This is a genomic window from Rhodococcus sp. 27YEA15 (assembly GCF_049739425.1).
GTDB lineage: Bacteria > Actinomycetota > Actinomycetes > Mycobacteriales > Mycobacteriaceae > Rhodococcus_F.
The window spans coordinates 4797282-4820281 of sequence record NZ_JBMHHW010000001.1; the positions used below are offsets into that span (position 1 = coordinate 4797282).

A 23000-nucleotide genomic window follows, 5' to 3' on the forward strand; every position below is an offset into this window, starting at 1 on the left:
ATCAGCTTGGTTCTTAACCCCGCGCTCTCTGGTCGACACGCACGAGTCGGCGACAGTAGCGCGGACAGTCAGGGCCGGCGAACGCACCAGGCACCGAAGGACGAGTCCGTGGCCCTTGGACCTGATCGAATCGGCACGTGGCGAAACGAAGCAGACCACGGTCTGTAACGGGTCGGACATCTTCTTTCCATACTGTTTTCACGAGAAGATCGATTCCGCACCGTCCGCGATTCCGGCAGGAAGGAGCACTGTGTGATCGACCATGACGACATCGCGTACCTCGAACTGATCGAGGTCGCGGAACTTATCCGCGCTCGCCACGTCAGCTCCGTGGAAGTGACCGAGGCAATCCTCGAGCGAATCGACAATGTAGACCCCTCGCTACTGAGTTACGCGCATGTCGCTGTGGAGTCGGCCTTGGCCGCCGCGAGGGATGCCGACGCCGAACTAGCGCGAGGGAAGTATCGAGGCCCTTTACACGGCGTTCCCGTCGCGGTGAAAGACCTCTGCTTCACGAAGGACTCGCCGACGGGTTCCGGAAGTAAAATGCACCAAGAATTCGTACCGGATTTCGATGCCACGGTTGTGACTCGCTTGCGCCAAGCAGGCGCAGTGTTGACCGGCAAACTCAGGATGACCGAGGGCGCGTACACCGACCACCACCCGGACCTGCCCGTCCCGGTCAACCCTTGGGATGCCGCCACGTGGTCGGGTGTGTCGTCGAGCGGTTCCGGCGTGGCGACCGCAGCCGGTCTTTGTTTCGGCTCGATCGGCTCCGACACGGGTGGGTCGATTCGGCTGCCCTCGAGCATGAACGGCGTCACCGGTCTGAAGCCGACGTGGGGCCGCGTCAGTCGACACGGAACAGTCGAGCTGGCTGCGAGTCTCGACCACATCGGCCCGATGGCGCGCAGCGCAACGGACTGCGCGGCCATGCTCGGAGTCCTGGCCGGTGCCGACGTCAATGACCCGACCAGTTCACTGATTCCGGTGGATGACTATCTCGGTCAGGTTGCACGGCCCATTCTTCCCCGCATCGGGATCGACCGCGCTCTCCTTGCCCGATTCGACGAGCCGACCCGGCTTGTGCTCGAGAATGTAACCGTTGTTCTCGAGGGTCTTGGCTGGACAGTCACGGAGATCGAGACTCCCGATCTCGCCTCCGCTGCTGCCGATTTCGCACCGCTGTGCGCCGTCGAGGCCGCTCACGCCCACGCCGAGACATACCCGGCGCGTGCAGCTGAATACGGTCCGGCACTACGGGGTCTGATCGAGGCGGGACTCGCCATGAACGCCGTGGAGTTCCAGCATCTGCAGGAGCATCGGCGCGCGTTCGTCGGCCGGTTGCAGCGTGTCTTTCTCACCACCGACCTTTTGATTCTCCCAGGAATCGGGTTCGCGTCGCCGACGCTCGAGACCATGGACACCTTGGGCAGTAATGCAGACCTGCTCTCGGCCCTGCTGATTCCCACCGCACCATTCGACCTCGCCGGTGTGCCGACCGTGACGCTGCCGGGTGGATTCAGCGATCGTGGAACACCGCTCGCGTTCCAATTCGTAGGGACGAACTTCAACGAACTACTGGTGCTGCAAGCAGCTCACACCTTCCAGTCGGTCACCGACTTCCATCGGAGGCATCCTCAGCTCGTCGATACACCTGGGCTCGAGAAGAACTCCCCGTCCGCCCTCGACTGATCGGCCCCGCGAACCGTCGACCTGGCTGCGACGCATGGCACCGACGTATCCGGTTGTCGATGCCACACCCGAGTGGGGGAGTCGATCCTCGGTTCAGGCCGGTTTCGGCGGGCGAACCAGTCGGCGGGCGCCCGCCAGTCCTGACTCGCATCGGGAAGAACGAGCCGAGTTCGCTTCCGGAGTAAAGCCATTCGCTTCCGTTACCGACGCACACACCGCAAACCCGACGATTGTCGACGTCCCCGGCGGAGGCAACGATGAGGTGGGCGCCTAGATCAGGATCGATCCGACCTGAGGGCGTCTCGGAATCCGGAATCCGCCCGAGCTGATCCGCAATGAAGCGCACCAACGCATTGGGCGCGTCCAAGGACTCTTCCGAAGAGGCTTCCTGACCGGTGACGGCTGCGATGTTGAAGCGCACGGATACTGACATTCGTTCAACACCATGACAATTAGCTGCTGAGCCAATGCGTACGCCGGCCCGCTCGCCCCCACCCCACACCGGTTCGGGCGCAGGGCGAAGACGAGCGTCCAGGGTCCTGTGCACTCAGCTCATGGAGCGGTCCTTCTCGGCGGCGGATTCGACGATGCTCTCCGCACTGCGCCCCGCCTCGGCCTCGGCGGCCCTCAGGAAACCGGGCGTGTTCGACGCACAGGCCAGGCAGATGGCCTGATGGCTCGCAGACGGATCACGATCCATCTCGTACGCGATGTACGAGTCCTCGCATCTGTGGCACCGCACTCGCGACTCCCAGGGATCGTCGACTTCGATGCGCGGGTCGAACGGGCGATCGAGAACAAACCAGTTCGGCTTCGAGAATCGCAATGCCAGTAGGTACAGGACAACTGCCAGAACACAACTCACCGGTGGTGCCCAGACCGAGCCCGCGGTTGCACCGAAGGCGACCATCAACACACCCACCACGGACGACACACCCCACGCGAACACGCCGGCCGGGTTCACCGACGGAACTCGGCCCGGCCGGAACTCGGCAGGCGGGACGTGGGCAAACGTGCCCCGCGTGGTGACCAGAATGTGAGTGAGCGCGATCGCCACCCAGCTGACGATGATGACACCTTGATAGCTCAATGCCTGAAGAATCCAGGTGAGCACATTCGTGAGCATCATGACGTAGACGATCACAGCCACGACGCCCAACCAGAACACCCGTGGAAGAGACAGATTGAATACTCGTGCGAAGAAGTTCTGGACATTCGTCGAAGCCAGGTAGAAGTTTCCCGCGTTGACACGAGTCTGACTCACGACAACCCACAGTAGTCCCCAAAATCCCATCATCGAGACGACTCCGAGGATCGCGGATTCTTCGTTCAGCGCTCCGGAGATCTCGATCGTGTGCGCCAGGAATATCCCCACCACCGCGTTGACGAACAACGTCATGACGTAGAACGGAGTGCCGAACGTGACCCGCCCGTTGAACTTCGCGTCCGCGGGTCGACCGAACCGAGCGAAGTCCCAGGCCATCATGGTGACCACCCACACTCCCATGTACACCGTGTACGCGAACCACCAGCCGGGAACTCCGAGATCGGCAGCACCGGCCGGTTCGAATGTGAGCCAGTCGTTACTGTATCCGTAGCGCACGATCGCCCAGACGACGGAACCGACGAGCCCCACCAGGTACAGCGGGAGCAGGAAACCGTTGATCTTGTCCAGCCAGGTTGCTATTCCTCGCATCGCCAACGGGGCCTGGTAGACGACGACGATCAAGGCGCACAGAGCTATCGGAACGACCGGGATGTACGCATGCAGCGCACTGGCCACGATCGCACCCTCGGCCACGACGTAGTAGGTGATCGTCGCGCCGAACAGTGCCGCCGCAAACGCCGAGCCGGCCCGACCGAACAGAGCCCGCGAGAAGAGCGATACGCTGGTTCCCGTTTTTGCTGCATATCGGGCGACCACCGAGTTGATGGCGCCGTAGCTGATTGCGGAGAGAGCGATACCGATCAGCGTGTCGACAGTTCCGACTGCGAGTGTCACGGTGCTCCCCACCACTACCCAGAACATCGCACTCATGAGCCCGAACCACGCCATCGAGATCGACAGACGCCCGCTGCGCCACGACAGTGGAACAATATGCATCGAGTAGTCCTCTGCAGCAGCACGTTCCAATACCTTTGGATCGTCGACGCTCGACACGACGAGCGCGGGTAGGCCGGTCTCACCCGGGCCTGGAGATAGTGACATGGTGATCCTTTACGATGACGTTCCCTGGCGCCGTTGCCATCTGGACACTGATGTGAATGGAATGGAACTGCACCCGGGCGCCTCGGTTCGTGCAAGGCGCCCGGGCTCGAGGGTCACAGAGCCGCGACCTCGGCTACGGTCAGAGTTCCTTTGACATAGTCGATCTCGGGATCGTCGGTCCAGTGCACGACGGTTCGTCGCTGAAGCATCGCGCGGAACTGGCCGGTGGTCTTCTCGAGTACTTCACCACTACCCCATTCGAGAATCACGCCGTACTGGCGAACACAATCCATCTCGTTGATCAGACCCGACCGGTACTCCGACGACACTTCCTGCGGATCCCGTTCCATCCAAGAGTGCCGATTGTTCCGAATGTACTCTCGTGCCTTGCCCGTCGCATCGGTGTCGATCTCGTATTCGAAGATCTCGGGATCGACCTCCTTGACCACCACGCCGTAATCTTTCTCTGCGCGTTCGATACTCACATATCCGTCGATGACGTCTTCGAGAACAGCACCCAGCTCACGCTGCAACGGATCACCCAGGCCACCACCGCCGGCCGAGGGACGGGTGAACTCGTCTCCCGATTTGATCGGAATCGCCGCGAAGATCGATCCGAGATACCGCTCCTCCTCCGTGCCCTTGTTGAGCCACACTCCGTGCGGAATGGATGGCAGTCCACCCCACAGTCCCCAGGTGACCGACCGTTCCCGATCACAGCAGTAGGACATCACGGTCTTGTTGCTCGCCCAGAGTCGACCACCCTTCTCTGCTCCCAGTCCGCCTCGGTACTTTCCCGGGCCACCGGAATCGGGCACCAGATCATGACAAGAGGTGAGTACCGGCGCGAGCCGTTCCTGACCTTCGAAAGGCTGTGTGCCGTACTGAACTCCGAACACCGCCGCCGACGCGTTGTATCCGTCCGCGCCGTTTCGTGCACCCCACCCGCCCATCATCCAGTCGTACCACATGAAGTTGGGGCTTCCGTTCTCACGCTCGTCGCGTCCACCGACGAGAAGGTACTCGAGATTGAACGTACAAGCCATCGCCCGCTCCGGTTGGATGTCCGACCAGATCTCGAACACCGAACTCATGATCTTCTCGAACGGGCCTGAACAGAAGCCGGCACACGGCGACGGCCAGTCGGCATTGACCACCGATCCGAGCGGACCGAGATCCGCTGTCACCACTCGATAGAATCCGGAATTCAATGGTATGTCCGGAAATTGCATCTTGGTGCCCGCGACGATGCCGGCGAACGAACCGCCGAAGCCGGCGTTGAGCATCGACGAGATGGAGGCGTGTGAATCACTGAGGTCGTAGTGAACCGAGTCTCCTTTGATGGTCATCTTCATGGTGACCGGAATCAAACCCTCTCCCAGCGCCGGATCCTGGTCGATGTAATCCTCGGTGTACCAGACCCCGTCGGGAAGAGCTGCGATCTTGGCGCGGGTCAGATCCTCGACGTAGTCCTGAACCTCCGCCATCGCCGTCTTGATCGTCTCCACACCGTACTTGTCGCACAGGCGCTGGATTTCGCGTTCGGCAACGCGGGTGGCTTCCGCCTGCGCCTGCATGTCCCCGATGATGTCACGAGGGTTTCGGGTGTTCTTCGCGATGAGATAGGCGACGTCTTCGAGGAACTCGTCCTTGCTCCACAATCGGGTCGGCGGAATCCGCAGGCCCTCACCCATGTGATCGAGCGCGTTCACGTTGAACGATCCGGGGGTGGCACCACCCACATCCGCCCAGTGACCGTTCGCCTGTGCATATCCGAGAAGCTCACCCTCGTAGTAGATCGGCCGGATGATGCGGGTGTCGTTGAAATGGCTTCCACCCTCGTAGACGTCGTTGATGACGAAGACGTCCCCTGGATGGATGTCACTGTCGAACTGACGGATCACCGCTTTGGCGGTGTAGTGCAATGTGCCGACGTGCGCCGCGATGTCGCCCGTTCCCTGCATGACGGTGTTGCCTTCGGTGTCACAGATCGCCGACGAGAAATCACGTGAATAGATCACGAACGAGTAGCAAGTTCGTAGGATCTGTTCAGCCATCTGGTCGACGGTATTGATGAAGGCGTTCTTGAGGACTTCGAAGGTCACCGGATCCAATGATGTAGTCATGATGTCTGTCCCTCGTGTGAAGTTGATCGTGGACTATGGAAGGTCATGCCGAGAATTCGAGAATGAGGTTGCCCCACACGTCGACTCGAGCTGTGGTTCGAGGTGGAACGACAGTGGTCGAATCCAGCTGGTCGACGATGCACGGCCCGGAAAAGACGGCGCCGGCCGGCAGTTCGGTGCGCTCGTACACCGGAGTGGCCAGGCGAACGTCCTCGTCCGGGAACAGAACCTGACGGATCTCCGTGGCCACGGGTGTGAAGTCGGCCGGGTCCACGGGTTCGGCAGGTGTCACGTCGGCTCGCGGGGTCAGTCCGATGGCGCGGACCAGGATTCGGTAGATCTCCACTCCTGCGTCCTCCGCGGCGAAGTTGTGCTCCTTGAGGTGAGTGGCGTGGAACGTCGCGATGACGTCGGTGAGATCGGCGAGTGGAACGGCAACCGGGACGGCGATCGCCCGCCACTGCCCCAGATACCGCATGTCCAGGTAGAACTCGAAGATCATGTCCGCCTCGTCGACATGCTCGGCGGTCAGGCGTTCGCGCCCCTGCTGCTCGAGTTCCCGGAACGACTTCGCGAGATGCGCGAGGTCGGCATCGGCAGCTTCAGCGAGGTACATCTTGGTGAGATCGTGCTGAATGTCGACGAGCATGCATCCCATCGCGGACGTCACGCCGGGGTGCGGCGGAACGATCACCGTCGGGATTCCCAGGTCCTTGGCCAGGTAGGCCGCGTGCAGCGGTCCGGCACCGCCGAATCCGACGAGGGCGAAATCCCGGGGATCGTGCCCCTTACGGATCGAGATGAGCCGAACGGCATCCGCCATATTCGCGTTGGCTACCTTGATGATCGACTGAGCTGCCGCGTCGACGTCGAGGCCGAGTGGAGTAGCAACTTTCTCGATGGCAGCACGCGCCCGAGACTCGTCGAGTTCCTTGACTCCACCTGCCAGCTTCTTGCCGACAGTACCGAGAACAAGATTGGCGTCGGTGTTGGTAGCGAATTCACCGCCCGCGCCGTAACACGCCGGCCCTGGCTCGGATCCCGCCGACTGCGGTCCGTTCCGAAGCGATTCTGCATCATCGAGCCAGGCGATCGACCCTCCACCTGCTCCGATAGTGAGAACCTCGATGCTGGGGAAGCAGATCGGGTACCCGAATTCGACGCTCCACCTGTTCGTCGTTCCCAATACGCCGTTGTCCGTCAGCGAAACATCGGTCGACGTTCCGCCCATGTCGAAGCCGATCGAGTTCTCGTAGCCGCAGGTCCGGGCTATGTGGCGACTGGCGATGGCACCGGCTGCTATGCCGGATGCAGCGAGGCGCGCTCCGTACTTCTCGGCCATCTTCGGTGTCATGACGCCGCCGCCCGAGTGCAGAAGCAGAACGTCGTTGGTGTAGCCGCTTTCCTCCAACCGGCCTTCGAGGGTGCGTGCGTACGGGCCGATGATCGGCACCAGCGCCGCATTTGCCACGGTCGTCGAAAACCGTTCGTACTCGAAGATCTCGGGATGAACGTCGCTCGACGTCGTGACGGCGACTCCGGGCAGTTCCTCCGCGAGAATTTCCGCCATCCGATTCTCGTGATCCGGGTTGGTGAAGGAGTTGACGAAACACACTGCCACGGTTTCGACTCCGCGGCGACGCAAAATTCTCGCGAGGTCCCGTGCCTGCTCCTCGTCGAGAGGCTCGAGCACGGTGCCGTCGTACCCGACCCGCTCGCGCACCGTAAGTCGGTGTCGGCGTGGCACGAAGGGCTCGGCGACTTCCTGATACGGATCCCAGCTCTCACGATCACCTCGTCGGATCTCGATGACGTCACGAAATCCCTCGGTGGTCACCAGCGCGATGCGAGGAAAATTTCGGGTGATCAGAGCATTGGTCGCGATCGTCGTTCCATGAGAGAAGAATTCGACGTCCTCCCAGTTCACCCCGGCTTGATTCATCCCGGCGAGGACACCCTCGATCGGATCGGCCTGAGTCGGGTACTTGGCCGTGATGATCCGGCCGTCCGCATGCTGGACGAACACGTCGGTGAAGGTTCCGCCGATGTCGACCGCGGTTCGGATCTTTCCCGGCGTGGTGATGGCTTCGGTCATGTTGCCCTCCTGGGGATTTGTCGCTGTCCACGGACAACACAACTCTCCGCCGACGAAACGGACAATTGGCTCTTCACCCAGGTACCGCTGAAGTCGTACTGGAGATTCACACAAGCCGAGAGCCGAAACAGCGCATCTACCTGCAGCGACGGTTCCACGATCCGGGTTACGTCCAGATATCGGACATCAGGACGAAATGCGTGGTCACCGAATCGAAACGTACGGCTCACTCGGTCGAGTGTCACATCGCGTCGTCGTGTGCGAGGCACGGACAGACCGTATGGTGGGTGGAACCGCCACCGTTGTGGCACCGGTACCCGCGAGGAGGGGACGAGTGAAGATCGGAATGGTGTACTCGCTCACCGGAGCACAGTCAGTGATGGAACAATCCATTCTGGACGGTGCGCTACTCGCGGTCCACGAAATCAACTCGGTCGGTGGAACTCTCGGTGAGGAATTGACGGTCGCGGTGTTCGACGACTGCTCCGAGGTCGGGCGGGCCGCACACGGCATCGACCAACTGTGCCGACGCGATTCGGTGGACGTGGTCGTCGGTGGATACACCTCTGCCAGTCGAGTGGCGATGAGACCGGCGATTTCCGCCAACCGTTCGCTCCTGATGTATCCAACGTACTTCGAAGGCGAAGAGACCGATCCGCGTGTCTTCTACTGTGGTGCAGCACCGAACCAATTCCTGGCGGACTACATCGGCTGGATCGCGCGGTCACTCGGGCGACGTGTGTACATCGTCGGATCCGACTACATCTATCCGCGAGTACTCGGCGAGGCGATTTGTCGACTCGGGCAGATCTGGGACGTCGACATCGTCGGTGACCGCTACGTGCCCTTCGGGGAGACTTCCTTCTCGGACGTACTCGACGACATTCGACGCAAGCGTCCTGACGTGGTCGTCTGCAATCTTGTCGGGCGGGATTCGACGACAGCCTTCTACTCACAGTTCCACGACGCCGGTCACACGTCGAACTCCCTTCCGATTGCCGCAACAGTGACCACCGCAATGGATCTCGCTCAGATGTCGTCCGAGGTCAGTGACGGCCACTTCATGGTCGGCACCTACTTCTCCAGAATCACCTCCGACGCCAACGCAGCCTATCGCCGAGCATTGCAGGATGTTCGGGGACAACACCGAACCCATGCAGCGCAAGTCGGCGCGTACAACGCCGTGCACGCTCTGCACCTGGCCGCACAGCAGTCCGGATCACTCGATCCTGCAGATCTCTGCGACGCGCTGCTCTGCGTTCGGTTCGACGGAAGTCCGGAAGGTCTGCCCTTCTACTTTCGTAGCAATCACTACAGTGCGCACCCGTCGTACGTCGGACGGGCGTACGACGGCGACTACGACATCGTCGAAGAGTTCTCACCCCGACTCCCCCAGCCCTGGTGGTCGGAGAGCATCCCTGTGTCTGTTCCGCGCTGACTCGTGTAACGCCAGCGCCGTGTAGAAGTCTGCTCGATCCGCGCTGGTGTGCAACCCACGCCCCGTCAGACGTTCGATACGGACCAGTCGGTAACGCAAGGTGTTGATGTGTATTCCCAACTCCGATGCGGTTGCGCCCCACTGTCCGTCGAGTGCGAGAAAAGTTCGCATCGTCGCCAGATAACACGAGCCCTTCTTCTCGTCGTAGTCGACGACGGGCTCGAGTAGCGCCCGGTAGAGAACGTCCACCAATCGTGGCTCGTTTGCCAGCAACGTCGCCACCAACGGCTCCGGAAGCGGAATCGAATGGCTGTCGAGGTCGACAGAACGGATGTGACGGTCGGCCATCTGCCGTGCGCTGATCAACCCACGGACCAGATCGTCGCTGCTCCCGAGTACACACGAACTGGTACCGACCGTCAACGTACAGTGGTGGCGCTCGACGAAGAGACTCTTCAGGACGCCGAGATGCCTGTCGAAAGTGTTGCTGCCGTCGCCGTTTTCCGACCCCGAATCGCCGTTCATCGTGACGAGGGCGTACGCATTGCCTCCGTGAGCTCCACACACCGATGTTCCACCGCCGCGGAGCGCCAGATCCTGCAGTCCTGCCACCACGGTGTCCACTCGGCAACTCGACGACTCCGGCACCACAACCGATACCGCGCGAATGCGGCTCCCCTGTTCCAGGCCCAGCGACCGAACCCACGGATCGAGGCCCGCTGACGTCACTTTCGCCTCGACCAGTTCCCGGATCAACGTACTCTCGGCGAGTTGCCTCGCCGCCCGAGTCACCGCGAGGGCCTGCATCACCGTGTCGATCCGATGGGCTAGATCACCGACCCACCGCAGATCCCAGGGCCGACGATTCGGATTCGTCAACACAAGTGCGTGACCCGACCCGGCGAGCCGCGTGTGGACACCCGCCGATTCACTCGAAATCTTCTCCACCGGAACCTGAGTGCGCGAGAGAATCTTGAACGGAAGGTCCGTGGTTGTCGAAGTGGACCCGGTGAGAACACACCCTTCCGTCACTACCCACACCCGGACATCGGTGCCTCTGGTGAAACTGTCGATCACATCGGCGATCGCGTCCACGCTGGAATCCCGGTCGAGACCGCCGGATACCGTGCGAAGACGAGCCGGTAGATCCTCGAACGGAATGGATTTCGGCAACAGGAACACGGGAAGCGACTCTCTGACGCATTCGGTCACGAATTCCGGTGGCAGGTTGCAATCGTCGTTGTCGACTACGGCACCAACTCCTGATCGCACCTCACCGAAGACAGCGTCGACGTTCGAGAACGCCGACCACACCGCAGCCGGAAGGTAGATCAAACTGCCCGGCGCAACCGTGATCTGCACTGTGGGATCGATCCGACAGAAAGCGGAGAGCTGGCGATCCCGCGCCCTTTCGACGGCCCCAGGCGTGAGGGAACGTAAACCCACCCGATCGATCAGATCGCCTATCGTGGCCAACGTACCTCCCTCTGCGCTTCGAGACCATGAGCCCGATTATGAAGCCTTACAGCAGTTCTCTCGACCGCTGGAGACCGGATGAGCCGGCGACACCGCGTGTTGTTCGACACAATCGAGAAATCCGGATGAGAAGGCCGGGCGGCACGTTGCTCACCACGAAGAAATTGTCTGCTCACGATGTGGAGCGCGGAAGGGAGTTCGACTCTTTTCCCACTCCAATGTATAGCGCACCCCGGGGCTTGCGGCAAGGCCTGGGTGATGCCGCACAATGGCGGACCGAACCAGAAAGCGAGGGCTTGTGCGCACCCACACATACGAAGACGAATTGCGGTCCGAACAGAGTTACGTGGACGAGCTGTACGTTCGCCTCGCCGCCGAGCGCGCCCGGGTGAGAGCCGAATACGACGAAGCATTACGGAGCCCGGTCGACACACAGAACGGCGGAGCGCTCGTCGAGCGGGACGCGAAGGTGCGGGCGCTGTTCAAGGAAGCCAAGCGGTTGGAGGTCGCCGACAACGGACTGTGCTTCGGCAGACTCGATGCCGTCACGGGTGAACGCACCTACGTCGGCCGGATCGGGCTCCTGGACAAAGACAACGACTACGAGCCGGTGCTCCTCGACTGGCGAGCACCCGCTTCGCGAGCGTTCTACGTCGCCACCGGTGCAAGTCCGGAGAACATGCGCAGGCGCCGCCAATTCCACACCCGTGGGCACGCGGTAGTCGACTTCACCGACGAACTACTGGGACGTCCGGATGCCATAGCGCGCGGAAGCCGTGGAGATTCAGCGCTACTGGCAGCCATCGATGCGCCACGCGGCGATGGGATGCGCGACATAGTCGCAACGATCCAGAGCGAACAGGACGACATAGTCCGACTCGACCATCAGGGAGTGCTGGTCGTCGAAGGTGGACCAGGAACCGGAAAGACCGTCGTGGCACTGCACCGCGTCGCCTACCTCCTCTATACCCAACGGGAGCAAATGGAACGTCACGGTGTGCTCGTCGTCGGCCCCAACCCCGCCTTCTTGGACCACATCAGTCAGGTACTGCCGTCGCTGGGCGAGTCCGACGTGGTGTTCACGAGCACCGGCGATCTGGTGCCCGGGCTGCACGCCACCGCAGAGGACGAACCGGAGACCGCACAAGCCAAGGGATCGCTCCAGATACTGGACGTTCTCGTAGCTGCTGTCGCCGATCGACAACGTATCCCCGAAGAGGCGATACCGATCGACTTGTCGGGAGTCACCGTGCACCTGGACGCGGAAACAGCGGACTGGGGCCGCGAGGAGGCGCGCGCGAGCGGACTACCCCACAACGCGGCACGCGCCGTGTTCGTCGACATCCTCACGTGGGCCCTCACCGAACGCGCCATCATCCGGATCGGCAAGGGCTGGCTGACGCGGTCCGACCGGCAGGCGTGGGAGCAGATGCGGGACGGTCTCCGCCTCGAGCTGATCGAGAACCGCACTTTCAGTGCCGCGCTGGACGAACTATGGCCGACATTGACACCGGAAATATTACTGGCGCAGTTGTACACATCATCGGAGCGGCTGAGTTCGGCAGGCGCCGGTCGAGACCTCTACCGCGCGAACGGCGCGGCCTGGACGGTATCGGACGTACCATTGCTCGACGAGTTGACCGACATGCTGGGCCAGGACACGGTCGAAGACAAGGCGGCCGAGCAAAAACGTCGATCCGAGATCGATTATGCAGCAGATGTTTTGGATACCTTGATAAGTCACGAAGACCTCATGGACGATGAGGATCATCTGATCGCACAGGACATGCTCTACGGCGAAGATCTGGCTGATCGCTTCGTCGAGCGTGACACCCGGGCACTCGCCGAACGCGCTGCAACAGACCGAAACTGGACCTATCGACACGTAGTGGTCGACGAAGCTCAGGAGCTCTCGGCGATGGACTGGCGAGTATTGATGCGTCGCTGCCCGAGCCGATCGTTCACGGTGGTAGGCGATCTCGCGCAACGCAGATCGGCCGCCGGGGCACTCTCGTGGGATGCAATGCTGGATCCGTATGTCCCGGACCGCTGGGTGTACCGATCACTGTCGGTGAACTATCGCACCCCATCGGAGATCATGGCCGTCGCCACAGCTGTCCTCGCCGAATTCGCGCCGGACGTCACCCCGCCGGAGTCGGTCCGTTCGTGTGGAATCCGACCCTGGTCCCTTCGCGTGGACGAAAGCGAGTTACCATCCGCGATAGAAAGTTTCGTGCGTGCCGAATCTGCGCGCGAGGGAAACAGCATCGTCCTCGGACCAGCCGGCTCGGCGGGCACGACGGCGGTTTCGGAAACCAAAGGGCTCGAGTTCGATGCCGTGTTGGTGGTCGAACCGGAACGAATCGTCGCCGAAAGCCCTCGTGGTGCCGCTCAATTGTATGTCGCTCTCACCCGCTCGACTCAGCGGCTGGGCATCCTGCACGTGAGTGCGTTGCCACGGGAATTGGCAGAGCTCACCGCACGAGATCAGAGTTGCGGAACCTGCGACAATTCGATGACGACGCCGTGACGATCGTCGGCGAGGAAACAGGTTCGCTTACCACGCCCTCCGGTGACTACGGGCGTCTCGAGTTCACCGGGCAGTGCTTGCAGCGCATCCTCGATGCTCGGAACTTCCAGACAAAGGTGATGCACTCCTTGCCCCTTCTCTTCCAGGTAGCTTCGAATGGGGCCGGGAGCGTTGGGTTTCAGCAACTGCACGGACTGCCCGGCAACGCTGAGGAACGCACTCTCTGCCCCCACTGCGTCGATCAATTGTCGCGAATCCTGCCGAAATCCGTAACGCGTGATGAAATGCGCGATTGCCTCGTCCAGGTCTTCGACGACGATTCCGATGTGATCGATTCGTGTCACTGCCGCACCGGATTCGCCGATGGGAAACGTACTCGTCATGTAAACCGTCTTTCAGGTGCAGTCGGTGGCGTGTCCTCCGATTACTGCAACCTCACGGGCTCGAGCAGCGACGAAGGACTGTGTCACTGGGCAGAGTACGCAGCAATCTCCTATCGGTCAATTGGTCGACCAATATGCGACAGGCAAGGCCTCGACATACGCAACCCTCCACTCTCGTATGGTGGACGACATGGCAGAGCACAAATCGACAGGTCTCGAACGTATGGACAGACCCGAGTCGATGGTGGCGGAAATTGCCAGACGACTGGTCGACTACCTGCTCTCGGGTGCCGTGCAACCCGGCCAACGATTGCCGTCCGAGCGCACCCTCGCGCAACTCCTGGGCGTCGGAAGATCCTCATTGCGCGATGCGGTAAAACCCCTGCAACTGATGGGGTTACTGGACGTTCGCATCGGTGACGGAATGTACCTCAACCAGGCCGACTCGGACTTCCTCCCGAAAGTGATCGAGTGGGGACTGCTCCTGAAGGCGACCCGGACGCTCGAGATGGTCGAAACCAGATCGTACGTGGAGGTCGCCTTGGCAACCCTGGCCGCCGAACGACGTTCCGACGACGAACTGGCCTCTATCGAATCAGAACTGGTCGCCATGCAGACTGCGCCAGACTGGCCGTCGTTCATCAAGGCCGACAAGGCCTTTCATCTCGCGGTTGCAGTAGCAGCGCACAACCAGGTACTCGCCGGAATACTGACCAGCATTCAATCACTCCTCGAGGTCTGGATCGGCCGCGTCGTCGCCGCCGAACAGGACACGTCCGCATTGTGCGACGAACACCGAAAGATCTTCGACGCCGTCCGACTCAGGAATACGTCCGCAGCAGCGGAGGCGATGCGCGCCCATATCCAACGAGTCACCGCACTTCTGAAGGACACCCTCGCCGAGACCCGGTGAGGCGGCACGCAAACAACAGGCCCGTTCCCGCAGTGCACGTCGTGACAAAATTGGTCGATCAATCGTCCGATCTGATACCGTTCGGTTGCAGCCACGGAATTCGAAAGGTGTCTTCGTCCCTCGAGGCCGTCGGCCACCTCGAAAGGACGAGACGAACATGCAACTGGCATTCATCGGCATCGGCAAGATGGGTCTCCCCATGGTGGAGCGACTGATCGCTTCCGGGCACGACGTCAAAGTTCACAATCGGTCGAGTGCGGCGGTCGAAGCCGCCGAATCACGTGGAGCGAGTGCCGCGCCCTCGGCGACTGCCGCCGCTGAGGGTTCCGAGTTGGTGCTGACCGCCCTGCCCACCGTCGACGCTGTCCAGGCCGTGTACGCGGAACTTGCCGACAACGCAGCGGCCGGGCAGGTCTATATCGACCACTCCACAGTCGACATCGGGACCAACCGGTTCTGTGCAGAACTCGTCAGCGCACGCGGTGCCGGGTTTCTCGACGCTCCGGTCTCCGGCGGTCCCGCCGGCGCCGAGGCCGGATCTTTGACAGTCATGGTTGGTGGCGACGAAAACGACTACCAGCGAGCACTTCCCGCCTTCGAGTCGTTCGGCAAGACCATCCGCCTCTGCGGCCCGGTCGGGACCGGTCAGGCCGTCAAGCTGGTCAATCAACTTCTGGTGGGTATTCACACCGCAGCCATCGCGGAGGCGACCGTACTGGGAACCGCACTCGGCGCCGACCCGAAGGTCGTTCTCGACCTGGTCGGTTCGTCGTTCGGGGGATCGGTCATGCTCTCCCGTAACATTCCACGTTTCGTCTCGAGAGATTTCTCCGGTGCCACACCCGTGTCACTGATCCTGAAGGATCTGGGCATCATTCGCGACGAGGGCGACCGAGTGGGGGTGCCGTTGCCGCTGGCGGAAATGGTGAAGCAACACTTTGCCCTGGCCGATTCACAGGGGTGGGCCGACGAGGACATGGCGGCGCTCGTCAAGCTGTGGGAAACGGGTGTCAGCTGAGCAGCTGAGAGGGTCGGCGTAGCCGAAAGTTCGGTGCCGCAAACTCCCTCATTGAGATGCGGCACCGAACCGGGTCACACGAAGTAGGCTCCACCGTTCGCCATGAGGGTCTGACCGGTCACGAATCGGCAGTCGTCCGAAGACGCGAACAGCACTGCACCCGCGATGTCTTGCGGTTCGGCAACCCGATGAATTGCCCGGGCCCGAGCAGCGGCCTGAACTGTCTCCTCGCCGAGCGAATCCCTGGCCATCGTCGTCACCGTCATTCCCGGACTCACGACGTTGACGGTGATCCCGTCATCGCCGACCTCCGTGGCCAATGCCCGCGAAAAGCCGATCAGCCCCATCTTGGCCGCACGGTAGGCGACGAAGCGCGGCATCGGATTCATGACGACACCGGAAGCGATGTTGACGATTCTGCCCCATTCGTGTTTCCGCATCTGCGGCACCAGCGCCTTGCAGAGGAGGAACGGAGCTTCGAGATCGACGGTGAGGACTTTACGCCAGACATCCAAGTCCAGTTCATCCCAAGAGATTCCATCGTCGATGGCGGCATTGTTGACCAGAATATGCGCCCCGCCGAGGCCCGCGACCATCGAACCGATGCGAGCCACCTCGTCTGGATCGGTGATGTCGGTCTGAATCGACTCCCAGTTCCGGCCGAGACCGGCGACCAATTCGCCGGTCTCGCCCATCTCGAGGATGTCGACTCCGACCACGTCGGCGCCACGGGCCGCCAGCGCGGTGCACAGAGCCTGTCCGATTCCGCGAGCCGCACCCGTGACCACGGCAAGACGTCCGGCATGGGTTTGAGGTTGATCTTGTGTCATCACATTCTTTCGTTTCGTTGTTCTCGCACCGACCGTCTCACGACGGGTGGTTCCGCAACAATCGACGTTCGATCACATTGAGCAGCCCGTTGAGAACGAATCCGAAGATTCCGATCAACAACAGCAATCCCCACACCGCAGGCGCGTCGAGACTTTGCTGCCGTTCGGAAATCAGCGCGCCGAGACCTTGACCGACGCCGAGGATATCCGCGAGCAGGGTAACCACCAGCGACACGGAGATCGCCACCCTGATACCGACGAGAACACCCGGGATCAGGGAAGGTGCCACCACTTTGAAGAACGTATCGGTCCTCGACAACCCCATGCTGACCGCGGCCTCACGCCGTACTGCCGGGACCTGACGCAACGACGTCGCCGTGCTCAACAAGATCGGCCACACGATCGCCAATGTCACAATGGTGACTCCCGAACTCGTCGAAGGACCGAGCAGGACTGCGATCACCGGAACCAACGCAGGCGGCGGAATGACCCTGATCAGTTCGAGAAGGGGGCCCAGTGCCCGGTCCGCTTTCGCCGAGCCACCGATCAGCACGCCGAGTAGGACGCCGAAAACCGTTGCCACCACCAACGAGAGCGAAAAGGTCTTGAGTGTCATCTGCACTGCGCCGATCAGGAGACCCTGATCGTGCAGGTTCCGAAGCGAGTCGATCCAAGTGGACGGCGGCGGGAAGGAAAGCGAACGCTCGTCACCGAGTAACTGCCACAGGACGAGCCCGAGCGCCAAGGGCAGAAGTCCGAGGAGAACCTTCGGACCACGCAGTAGTTCACGAGCACGCGAGAGAGTACTAGTCGTCATATCAGCCTCGTCCCTTGGGAAGTGGACGCCCGCCAGGCACGAGCCGTTCGACGGTGAACACCACGATTGCGTTGAGGACGAGTCCGATCACTGCGATGATAGCCACGTAGGCCCACATCTGGCCTGGTTGCATTCCGGACTGTGCGCGGGAGAGTGCCCAACCCAGACCGCTGGGATTCACCAGCATTTCTGCGACGATCGCAATGACCAATGCGCTGGTCAGGGCAAGCCGGGCTCCGACCAGAAGCGAGGGAACCGCTGCCGGCACAACAATTTTCGTGAGATTCTCCCACTTGCTCAACTTCAGGCTCCGCGCCATCTCACGAAGCTGCGGATGTATCCGAGCAACGCCACTGGAGACGTTGACGGCGACCGGCCACAGCGAGGCGTACGTCGCGACGATGATCTCGGTTTTCGTCGACGGGCCCCACACGAGCAGGGCAACGGGCATCAATGCCACCACCGGCAGGGTGCGGAGGAAGTCGAGCGACCCGTTCGCGAAGGTGCGAACGAATCCCGAGAGCCCCAGGATCAGGCCGACTGCGGCGCCGATCACCAGTGCCGAGACGAAGGCCACCAGAGCAACGAGCAGCGTATGCCCTACCGCCTCTCCTACACCGGTGAGCTTCCCGAAGGACTGTGCCACCGCTATCGGTGACGGAAGATTCCGCAGAGACAGAATTCCCGTGTCGACCGCGACTTGCCACAGCACCAGAACCAGAACGATCACCCCCAGACCGGTCCAGTTCACTGCCTTCACGCTACGAAGTACAGACACGCTAGGCTCCCAACGCAATACCGAGCCGGTGGCGTACCTCGAGATACTCCGGCAGTTCGCGAGTCAGGAGCTGATCGCGGGGTCGGGGGAGGTCGCACACGATCTCTTCGACGAGTTCTCCAGGCGAGTTGGCGACAACCAGTACTCGATCTGCCAGGTAGGCGGCCTCGTCGATGTCGTGGGTGATGAAAATGATTGTGGCCCCGGTACTCTCCTGGACTCGCAGCACCTCGTCCTGCAGTGTTGCTCGGGTCAGCGCGTCGAGTGCGCCGAACGGTTCGTCCATGAGAAGCACCTTCGGGCGCATCGCGAGAGCCCGTGCGATCTGAACTCGCTGCTGCATACCACCGGAGAGACGCCACGGGTGCTCGTTTCCCTTGTCGCCGAGGCCGACGAGACGAAGCGTCTCGGCCACCCGCTCGCGCCGCTCCTGACGCGACAACGTGCGTTCGAGTGGCAAGGCGACGTTCCGCTCGACAGTGCGCCACGGCAACAGCGCGTTGACGTAGTCCTGGAACACCGTGACAGCGTCGCGCGTAGGTCCGGTCAGCGGCTGGCCGATCAGCTGGACCGAACCGGACGTCGCCTGGACGAGACCACCGAGCAAGCGCAGCAGCGTGGTCTTACCGGTACCGGATCTACCGATGATACCGACGATCTCACCGGACTTGATCGAGAAATCGAGGTTACGCAAGATCTCGCGTTTGCCCTGGTGACCGGTGAGCCACACGGACGCGTCCTGGACGCGGTAAGCCAGATGCGCAGAATCGGTGCCCACGGAGGCTCTCTGATTTCCGGTATCCGCGCTCACTGTGCTGCTCCCGACCAGACCAGGTCGTCGAAATTGGGCGCGGAACCGGTCAGCTGACCACTGACCTCGGCAGCCGGCACGAACTTCTCGAGCATGGACGGCTCGAGCTTCGTTCCCATGACGGGAAGTGGCGCCTTGTTCACGACGTCGGCGGGCAGTCCGAGCCATTCCTGGGTTACAGCTCGTGCACGGGCCGGATCGGCCTGGATCCACTCGATCGCGTCGGCAATCGCAGCGTGGAAGCCCTCGACCACCTCCGGGTTCGACTCCGCGTACTCCTTACCGGTGGAGTAGAACGTGTTCGGCGAACCTTCGCCACCCACCTCGAGCGGGACGTCGACGACAAGACGGTATCCCGCATCCTCGAGAGCCGACCAGAACGGAACGGTCGACAGTGCTGCGTCGATGTTGCCGGACTCGAGCTGATCGAACTGATCCGGGAACGGCGTCGCGATCAGCGTCGCATCACCCTTCTTGACCCCGGCCTGATCGAGCGCGTACACCAACGTTCCGTATCCGGTGCCCGCCATCGAGACCACACCGATGCGCTTGCCCTTCAGGTCCGACAACGACTGGATCGACGGATCCTTGGTCACCAGTGCGTTGTTCGCAGCGGATGCGGAGTTGAGTTGCATGTTGGTCACCGCGTAGATGTCGATGCCCTTGCTCGCGGCGGCAATGAAGTCCATCGGCGTGTTCAAGATGAAATCGAACTGCTTACCCAGCCCCGGACCGAAACTCGCAGTACTCGAATTCTCCAGCACCTTCGCGTCGACACCGTGCGCCGCGAAGAAACCTTCCTTCTCCGCGACACGAATCGGCAGCGAACCGAACCCGGGAACAACAGCGATCCGAACCTGGCTGTCTCCGCCGGTGTCACCGTCGCCACTCCCACACGCCACCAGCGCGACGGATGCCACCGACGCGGCGATCAACGCCACGAAGGCACGAAAACTCTTTCTCGGAACACGCATATCTCTTGACTCCAACATTCACTCGATTGGTTTCTCTAGCCGCCCGGACATTCCACGTAGGCCACGCGGGCCATGAGCTCGGTCACGGTTTCTGCCTCAGTTGTACGCAGTCGTGGCCGTGCATCGGGGATTTCGGCGGAGAGTTCCCGGTAGCAGAATCGCAGTTTACGATCCCGACTGCACCGCTTGGGTTGTGCCCGCTCGGAGCGCGGAACCCGCCGTTCCCGCCCACCATACGTGAGCTCAGTTCGAAGCCCCAGGCCACACTCTCTTCGCCAGATCCGGCGCGTCACCTTCTATTTGTCCACTGACCTGGGCAGGTATCACGAACTTGTCCAACGTTGCCGAGTCGAGCTCGGTGGCGAACACCGGAAACTCCGCACCCGCAACGATATTCTCCGGCAAACCCAGCCAACTCACCAACTCGCTGCGGGCACGGGATTCGTCAGCCCTGATCCACTCGATGGCCTCGGCGAGCGCATCGTGGAATCCCTGTACGACATCCGGATTCTTCTCCGCGAACTCGGATGTGGTGCTGTAGAGCGCGTTCGGCGATCCTTCACCACCTACCTCGAGGGGGATGTCCGCAATGGTGCGGTAACCGTTACCCCGAACTGACGAGGAAAACGGTGATGCCGACAGCGCCGCGTCGATGTTGCCGGACTCGAGCTGATCGAACTGATCCGGGAACGGCGTCGCGATCAGCGTCGCATCACCCTTCTTGACCCCGGCCTGATCGAGCGCGTACACCAACGTTCCGTATCCGGTGCCCGCCATCGAGACCACACCGATGCGCTTGCCCTTCAGGTCCGACAACGACTGGATCGACGGATCCTTGGTCACCAACACGTTATTGGGCACCGTCACCGTATTGACGTACATGTTGGTCACCGCGTAGATGTCGATGCCCTTGCTCGCGGCGGCAATGAAGTCCATCGGCGTGTTCAAGATGAAATCGAACTGCTTACCCAGCCCCGGACCGAAACTCGCAGTACTCGAATTCTCCAGCACCTTCGCGTCGACACCGTGTGCCGCGAAGAAACCTTGTTTTTCGGCCACGTGGATCGGCAGCGAGCCGAATCCCGGAACCACGGCGATCCGAGTGGGGCCGTCGCCGCTGGAATCACCGTCGCCGCTGCCACACGCCACCAGCGCGACGGACGCCACCGACGCGGCGATCAACGCCACGAAGGCACGAATACTCTTTCTCGGAACTCGCATATCCATTCCACTCTGTCGGTGCGACAATTCATGTGACCTCGATCACTGGCTTGATGCATTTCTACGGGGCGTAAGACCGACACGGGCATAGAGCGAACATAAGTTCCACATAGAGGAATCACAGGAGTCCCGGCCGGCGGCAAACCGGCAGACGACCTTCGGTATATTTAGATCGGATAACAAGTTGAACCACCGTCCCCGCGCACCTGGTGTCGAGTTCGACCGTGCATGTTCGGGCCCTGGCCCAGATCGCACCCTGGTCGAACTCGTTCCACTCAGAGGAATACCTTCCTGGCCGCGTGAGTGGGGTCACAAGCCCCGATTAGGTTGGTTGGTAAGTCAATTCCAAAAGCAGGATGCAATGCCGGACCACAGTTCACACAAGAGCGGTACATACCCGTCCGTTCGCCACCGCGAACCCGTCGAGTCGACACACCACACTGTTCGACACTCGATCCTTCTGAAGCGAATTATCCGGCGCGGCCGCCCGCAACTACCCTTACCGCTTACGACAAACAGGAGAGACAGATGATTGACGGGATTCCGGTGTTCGACGCGATCGTCCACCCCTACAACCTGTCCGCCGAGAACGCCAAGACTCAGCATGCGCCCTACATCACCAGAATGCTCTCGGGCGCGAACCATGCAGCTCTCGGACCGGGATACCGGATTCCCCGCGAGGACTACGAGCGCGACTGGCCGATGGAGGACGTCGCCATGATGACCTTCGTCGAGAGCTATGCGGACCTCGCGGCTTACCATGTTCTGCCCATCGGCGCATTCCATGACGGCATCTGCGGAATCGACAAGGCACTCGAGACCAAGCGCCGCTGGCCGAACCGTTTCGTCTTCTACGCCGGCGTGGATCCCATGCAAGGACAGAAGGCCATCGACGAGCTCGAGGAGCAGCACGAGCTTCTCGACGGCCCCAGCGGGCTCAAGATGTACCCCAACAGTTGGGTCGGCGATCAGATGGTCGGCTGGAAGATGGACGATCCCGAAGTCGCGTTCCCGCTCTTCCAGAAGGCGCTCGACCTCGGCATCAAGGTGGTCGCGATCCACAAGGCGCTGCCATTGGGCCCGGTCGAGCTGGAGTACTACGCGATGGACGACATCGATCGCGCCGCAATGGCATTCCCGGACCTACAGTTCGAGATCGTGCACGGCGGAATGGGGTTCCTCGATGAAACAGCGTGGCAAGTAGCCCGTTTCGACAACGTGTGGATCAACCTGGAAAGCACCGCGACCATGCTGACCACGAAGCCGCGGGCGTTCGAACAGGCTCTGGCCACCTTCGCCGGGCGCACACCGAAGGCATTCGACAGAATGCTGTGGGGAACCGGCTGCATGGTCACGCACCCCAGGCCGCATCTGGAGAAGTTCGCTCGTGAGTTCCAGTTCAGCGAGGAACTACAGCAGGAGTGGGGAGTTCCCGAACTCACCGACGTCGCGCGGCGCAAGATCCTCGCGGAGAACTACGCGTCGATGCACGGCTTCTCACTGCAGGAACGACTCGACGGAATCGGCGAAGACGACTTCACCAGACGTCAGGCGGAACTCGGCAAGGTACCCGATCCCTACACGACGACGACGCTCGCCGACGTCGTCTACTGACGATCTATCCGAAGGACCTGCGCACCGGGCAACCGGTGCGCAGGTCCTTTGTCGTGTGTACCCGACCCACAC

At 61.6% G+C, this 23000-nt stretch carries 17 protein-coding genes; 6 read left to right on the forward strand and 11 right to left on the reverse strand.

Annotation, left to right across the window (positions count from 1 at the left end; genetic code table 11):
- Positions 1–252: 252 nt before the first annotated feature.
- Positions 253–1695: an amidase gene (locus ABH922_RS22515; RefSeq protein ID WP_424809033.1), complete on the forward strand. Its 1443-nt coding sequence runs from the start codon at positions 253–255 to the stop codon at positions 1693–1695.
- Between the two features lie 547 nt (positions 1696–2242).
- On the opposite strand, the gene ABH922_RS22520 is transcribed toward ABH922_RS22515, so the two are convergent.
- The 3 genes from ABH922_RS22520 to ABH922_RS22530 all read right to left on the reverse strand — a co-directional run bounded on the left by ABH922_RS22520 (position 2243) and on the right by ABH922_RS22530 (position 8125).
- Positions 2243–3904, reverse strand: a complete 1662-nt coding sequence (locus ABH922_RS22520; protein ID WP_424809034.1) for a purine-cytosine permease family protein — start codon at positions 3902–3904, stop codon at positions 2243–2245.
- A gap of 113 nt (positions 3905–4017) precedes the next feature.
- Positions 4018–6030, reverse strand: coding sequence for a hydantoinase B/oxoprolinase family protein (locus ABH922_RS22525; RefSeq protein ID WP_424809035.1), 2013 nt, complete (start codon positions 6028–6030; stop codon positions 4018–4020).
- Between the two features lie 43 nt (positions 6031–6073).
- Positions 6074–8125, reverse strand: coding sequence for a hydantoinase/oxoprolinase family protein (locus ABH922_RS22530; protein ID WP_424809036.1), 2052 nt, complete (start codon positions 8123–8125; stop codon positions 6074–6076).
- 334 nt (positions 8126–8459) lie between these two features.
- On the opposite strand from ABH922_RS22530, the gene ABH922_RS22535 reads away from it, so the two are divergent.
- Positions 8460–9563 (forward strand): transporter substrate-binding protein, encoded by a 1104-nt coding sequence (locus ABH922_RS22535; protein ID WP_424809037.1) that lies wholly within the window; start codon positions 8460–8462, stop codon positions 9561–9563.
- Here ABH922_RS22535 and ABH922_RS22540 read toward each other — a convergent pair.
- Positions 9504–11039 carry a PucR family transcriptional regulator gene (locus tag ABH922_RS22540; protein WP_424809038.1) on the reverse strand — a complete coding sequence of 512 codons (1536 nt, stop codon included), beginning with the start codon at positions 11037–11039 and terminating at the stop codon, positions 9504–9506. The genes ABH922_RS22535 and ABH922_RS22540 overlap by 60 nt on opposite strands.
- A gap of 268 nt (positions 11040–11307) precedes the next feature.
- Between ABH922_RS22540 and helR the strand changes: the two genes are divergently transcribed.
- Positions 11308–13569, forward strand: a complete 2262-nt coding sequence (gene helR, locus ABH922_RS22545) for an RNA polymerase recycling motor ATPase HelR (protein ID WP_424809039.1) — start codon at positions 11308–11310, stop codon at positions 13567–13569.
- Here the strand turns inward: helR and ABH922_RS22550 are convergent.
- Positions 13527–13952, reverse strand: a complete 426-nt coding sequence (locus ABH922_RS22550) for a VOC family protein (protein WP_424809040.1) — start codon at positions 13950–13952, stop codon at positions 13527–13529. The genes helR and ABH922_RS22550 overlap by 43 nt on opposite strands.
- A 190-nt stretch (positions 13953–14142) precedes the next feature.
- Between ABH922_RS22550 and ABH922_RS22555 the strand changes: the two genes are divergently transcribed.
- Positions 14143–14865: a FadR/GntR family transcriptional regulator gene (locus ABH922_RS22555; RefSeq protein WP_424809041.1), complete on the forward strand. Its 723-nt coding sequence runs from the start codon at positions 14143–14145 to the stop codon at positions 14863–14865.
- Positions 14866–15022: 157 nt separating this feature from the next.
- On the forward strand, positions 15023–15883 hold the full coding sequence (locus tag ABH922_RS22560; protein ID WP_424809042.1) for an NAD(P)-dependent oxidoreductase: 861 nt from the start codon (positions 15023–15025) through the stop codon (positions 15881–15883).
- A 74-nt stretch (positions 15884–15957) separates the two neighbouring features.
- On the opposite strand, the gene ABH922_RS22565 is transcribed toward ABH922_RS22560, so the two are convergent.
- From ABH922_RS22565 to ABH922_RS22590, 6 genes are all read right to left on the reverse strand, one after another.
- On the reverse strand, positions 15958–16713 hold the full coding sequence (locus ABH922_RS22565; RefSeq protein WP_424809043.1) for an SDR family NAD(P)-dependent oxidoreductase: 756 nt from the start codon (positions 16711–16713) through the stop codon (positions 15958–15960).
- Between the two features lie 37 nt (positions 16714–16750).
- A complete protein-coding gene (locus ABH922_RS22570) occupies positions 16751–17530 on the reverse strand; it encodes an ABC transporter permease (protein ID WP_424809044.1) in 780 nt (259 codons plus the stop codon).
- Position 17531: 1 nt separating this feature from the next.
- On the reverse strand, positions 17532–18308 hold the full coding sequence (locus ABH922_RS22575) for an ABC transporter permease (protein ID WP_424809045.1): 777 nt from the start codon (positions 18306–18308) through the stop codon (positions 17532–17534).
- Position 18309: 1 nt separating this feature from the next.
- Positions 18310–19086, reverse strand: coding sequence for an ABC transporter ATP-binding protein (locus ABH922_RS22580; protein ID WP_424809046.1), 777 nt, complete (start codon positions 19084–19086; stop codon positions 18310–18312).
- A gap of 29 nt (positions 19087–19115) precedes the next feature.
- On the reverse strand, positions 19116–20093 hold the full coding sequence (locus ABH922_RS22585; RefSeq protein WP_424809047.1) for an ABC transporter substrate-binding protein: 978 nt from the start codon (positions 20091–20093) through the stop codon (positions 19116–19118).
- Positions 20094–20336: 243 nt separating this feature from the next.
- Positions 20337–21314 (reverse strand): ABC transporter substrate-binding protein, encoded by a 978-nt coding sequence (locus tag ABH922_RS22590; RefSeq protein ID WP_424809048.1) that lies wholly within the window; start codon positions 21312–21314, stop codon positions 20337–20339.
- Positions 21315–21842: 528 nt separating this feature from the next.
- Between ABH922_RS22590 and ABH922_RS22595 the strand changes: the two genes are divergently transcribed.
- On the forward strand, positions 21843–22928 hold the full coding sequence (locus tag ABH922_RS22595; RefSeq protein WP_424809049.1) for an amidohydrolase family protein: 1086 nt from the start codon (positions 21843–21845) through the stop codon (positions 22926–22928).
- Positions 22929–23000 lie beyond the last annotated feature (72 nt).

What these genes read in the sequence shown, in the direction of transcription:
- ABH922_RS22520 (WP_424809034.1), bottom strand. Translation starts at nt 3,904, where the DNA reads ATGTCACTATCTCCAGGCCCGGGTGAGACCGGCCTACCCGCGCTCGTC.
- ABH922_RS22525 (WP_424809035.1), bottom strand. Translation starts at nt 6,030, where the DNA reads ATGACTACATCATTGGATCCGGTGACCTTCGAAGTCCTCAAGAACGCC.
- ABH922_RS22530 (WP_424809036.1), bottom strand. Translation starts at nt 8,125, where the DNA reads ATGACCGAAGCCATCACCACGCCGGGAAAGATCCGAACCGCGGTCGAC.
- helR (WP_424809039.1), top strand. Translation starts at nt 11,308, where the DNA reads ATGGCGGACCGAACCAGAAAGCGAGGGCTTGTGCGCACCCACACATAC.
- ABH922_RS22550 (WP_424809040.1), bottom strand. Translation starts at nt 13,952, where the DNA reads ATGACGAGTACGTTTCCCATCGGCGAATCCGGTGCGGCAGTGACACGA.
- ABH922_RS22555 (WP_424809041.1), top strand. Translation starts at nt 14,143, where the DNA reads ATGGCAGAGCACAAATCGACAGGTCTCGAACGTATGGACAGACCCGAG.
- ABH922_RS22560 (WP_424809042.1), top strand. Translation starts at nt 15,023, where the DNA reads ATGCAACTGGCATTCATCGGCATCGGCAAGATGGGTCTCCCCATGGTG.
- ABH922_RS22565 (WP_424809043.1), bottom strand. Translation starts at nt 16,713, where the DNA reads ATGACACAAGATCAACCTCAAACCCATGCCGGACGTCTTGCCGTGGTC.
- ABH922_RS22570 (WP_424809044.1), bottom strand. Translation starts at nt 17,530, where the DNA reads ATGACGACTAGTACTCTCTCGCGTGCTCGTGAACTACTGCGTGGTCCG.
- ABH922_RS22585 (WP_424809047.1), bottom strand. Translation starts at nt 20,093, where the DNA reads ATGCGTGTTCCGAGAAAGAGTTTTCGTGCCTTCGTGGCGTTGATCGCC.
- ABH922_RS22590 (WP_424809048.1), bottom strand. Translation starts at nt 21,314, where the DNA reads ATGCGAGTTCCGAGAAAGAGTATTCGTGCCTTCGTGGCGTTGATCGCC.
- ABH922_RS22595 (WP_424809049.1), top strand. Translation starts at nt 21,843, where the DNA reads ATGATTGACGGGATTCCGGTGTTCGACGCGATCGTCCACCCCTACAAC.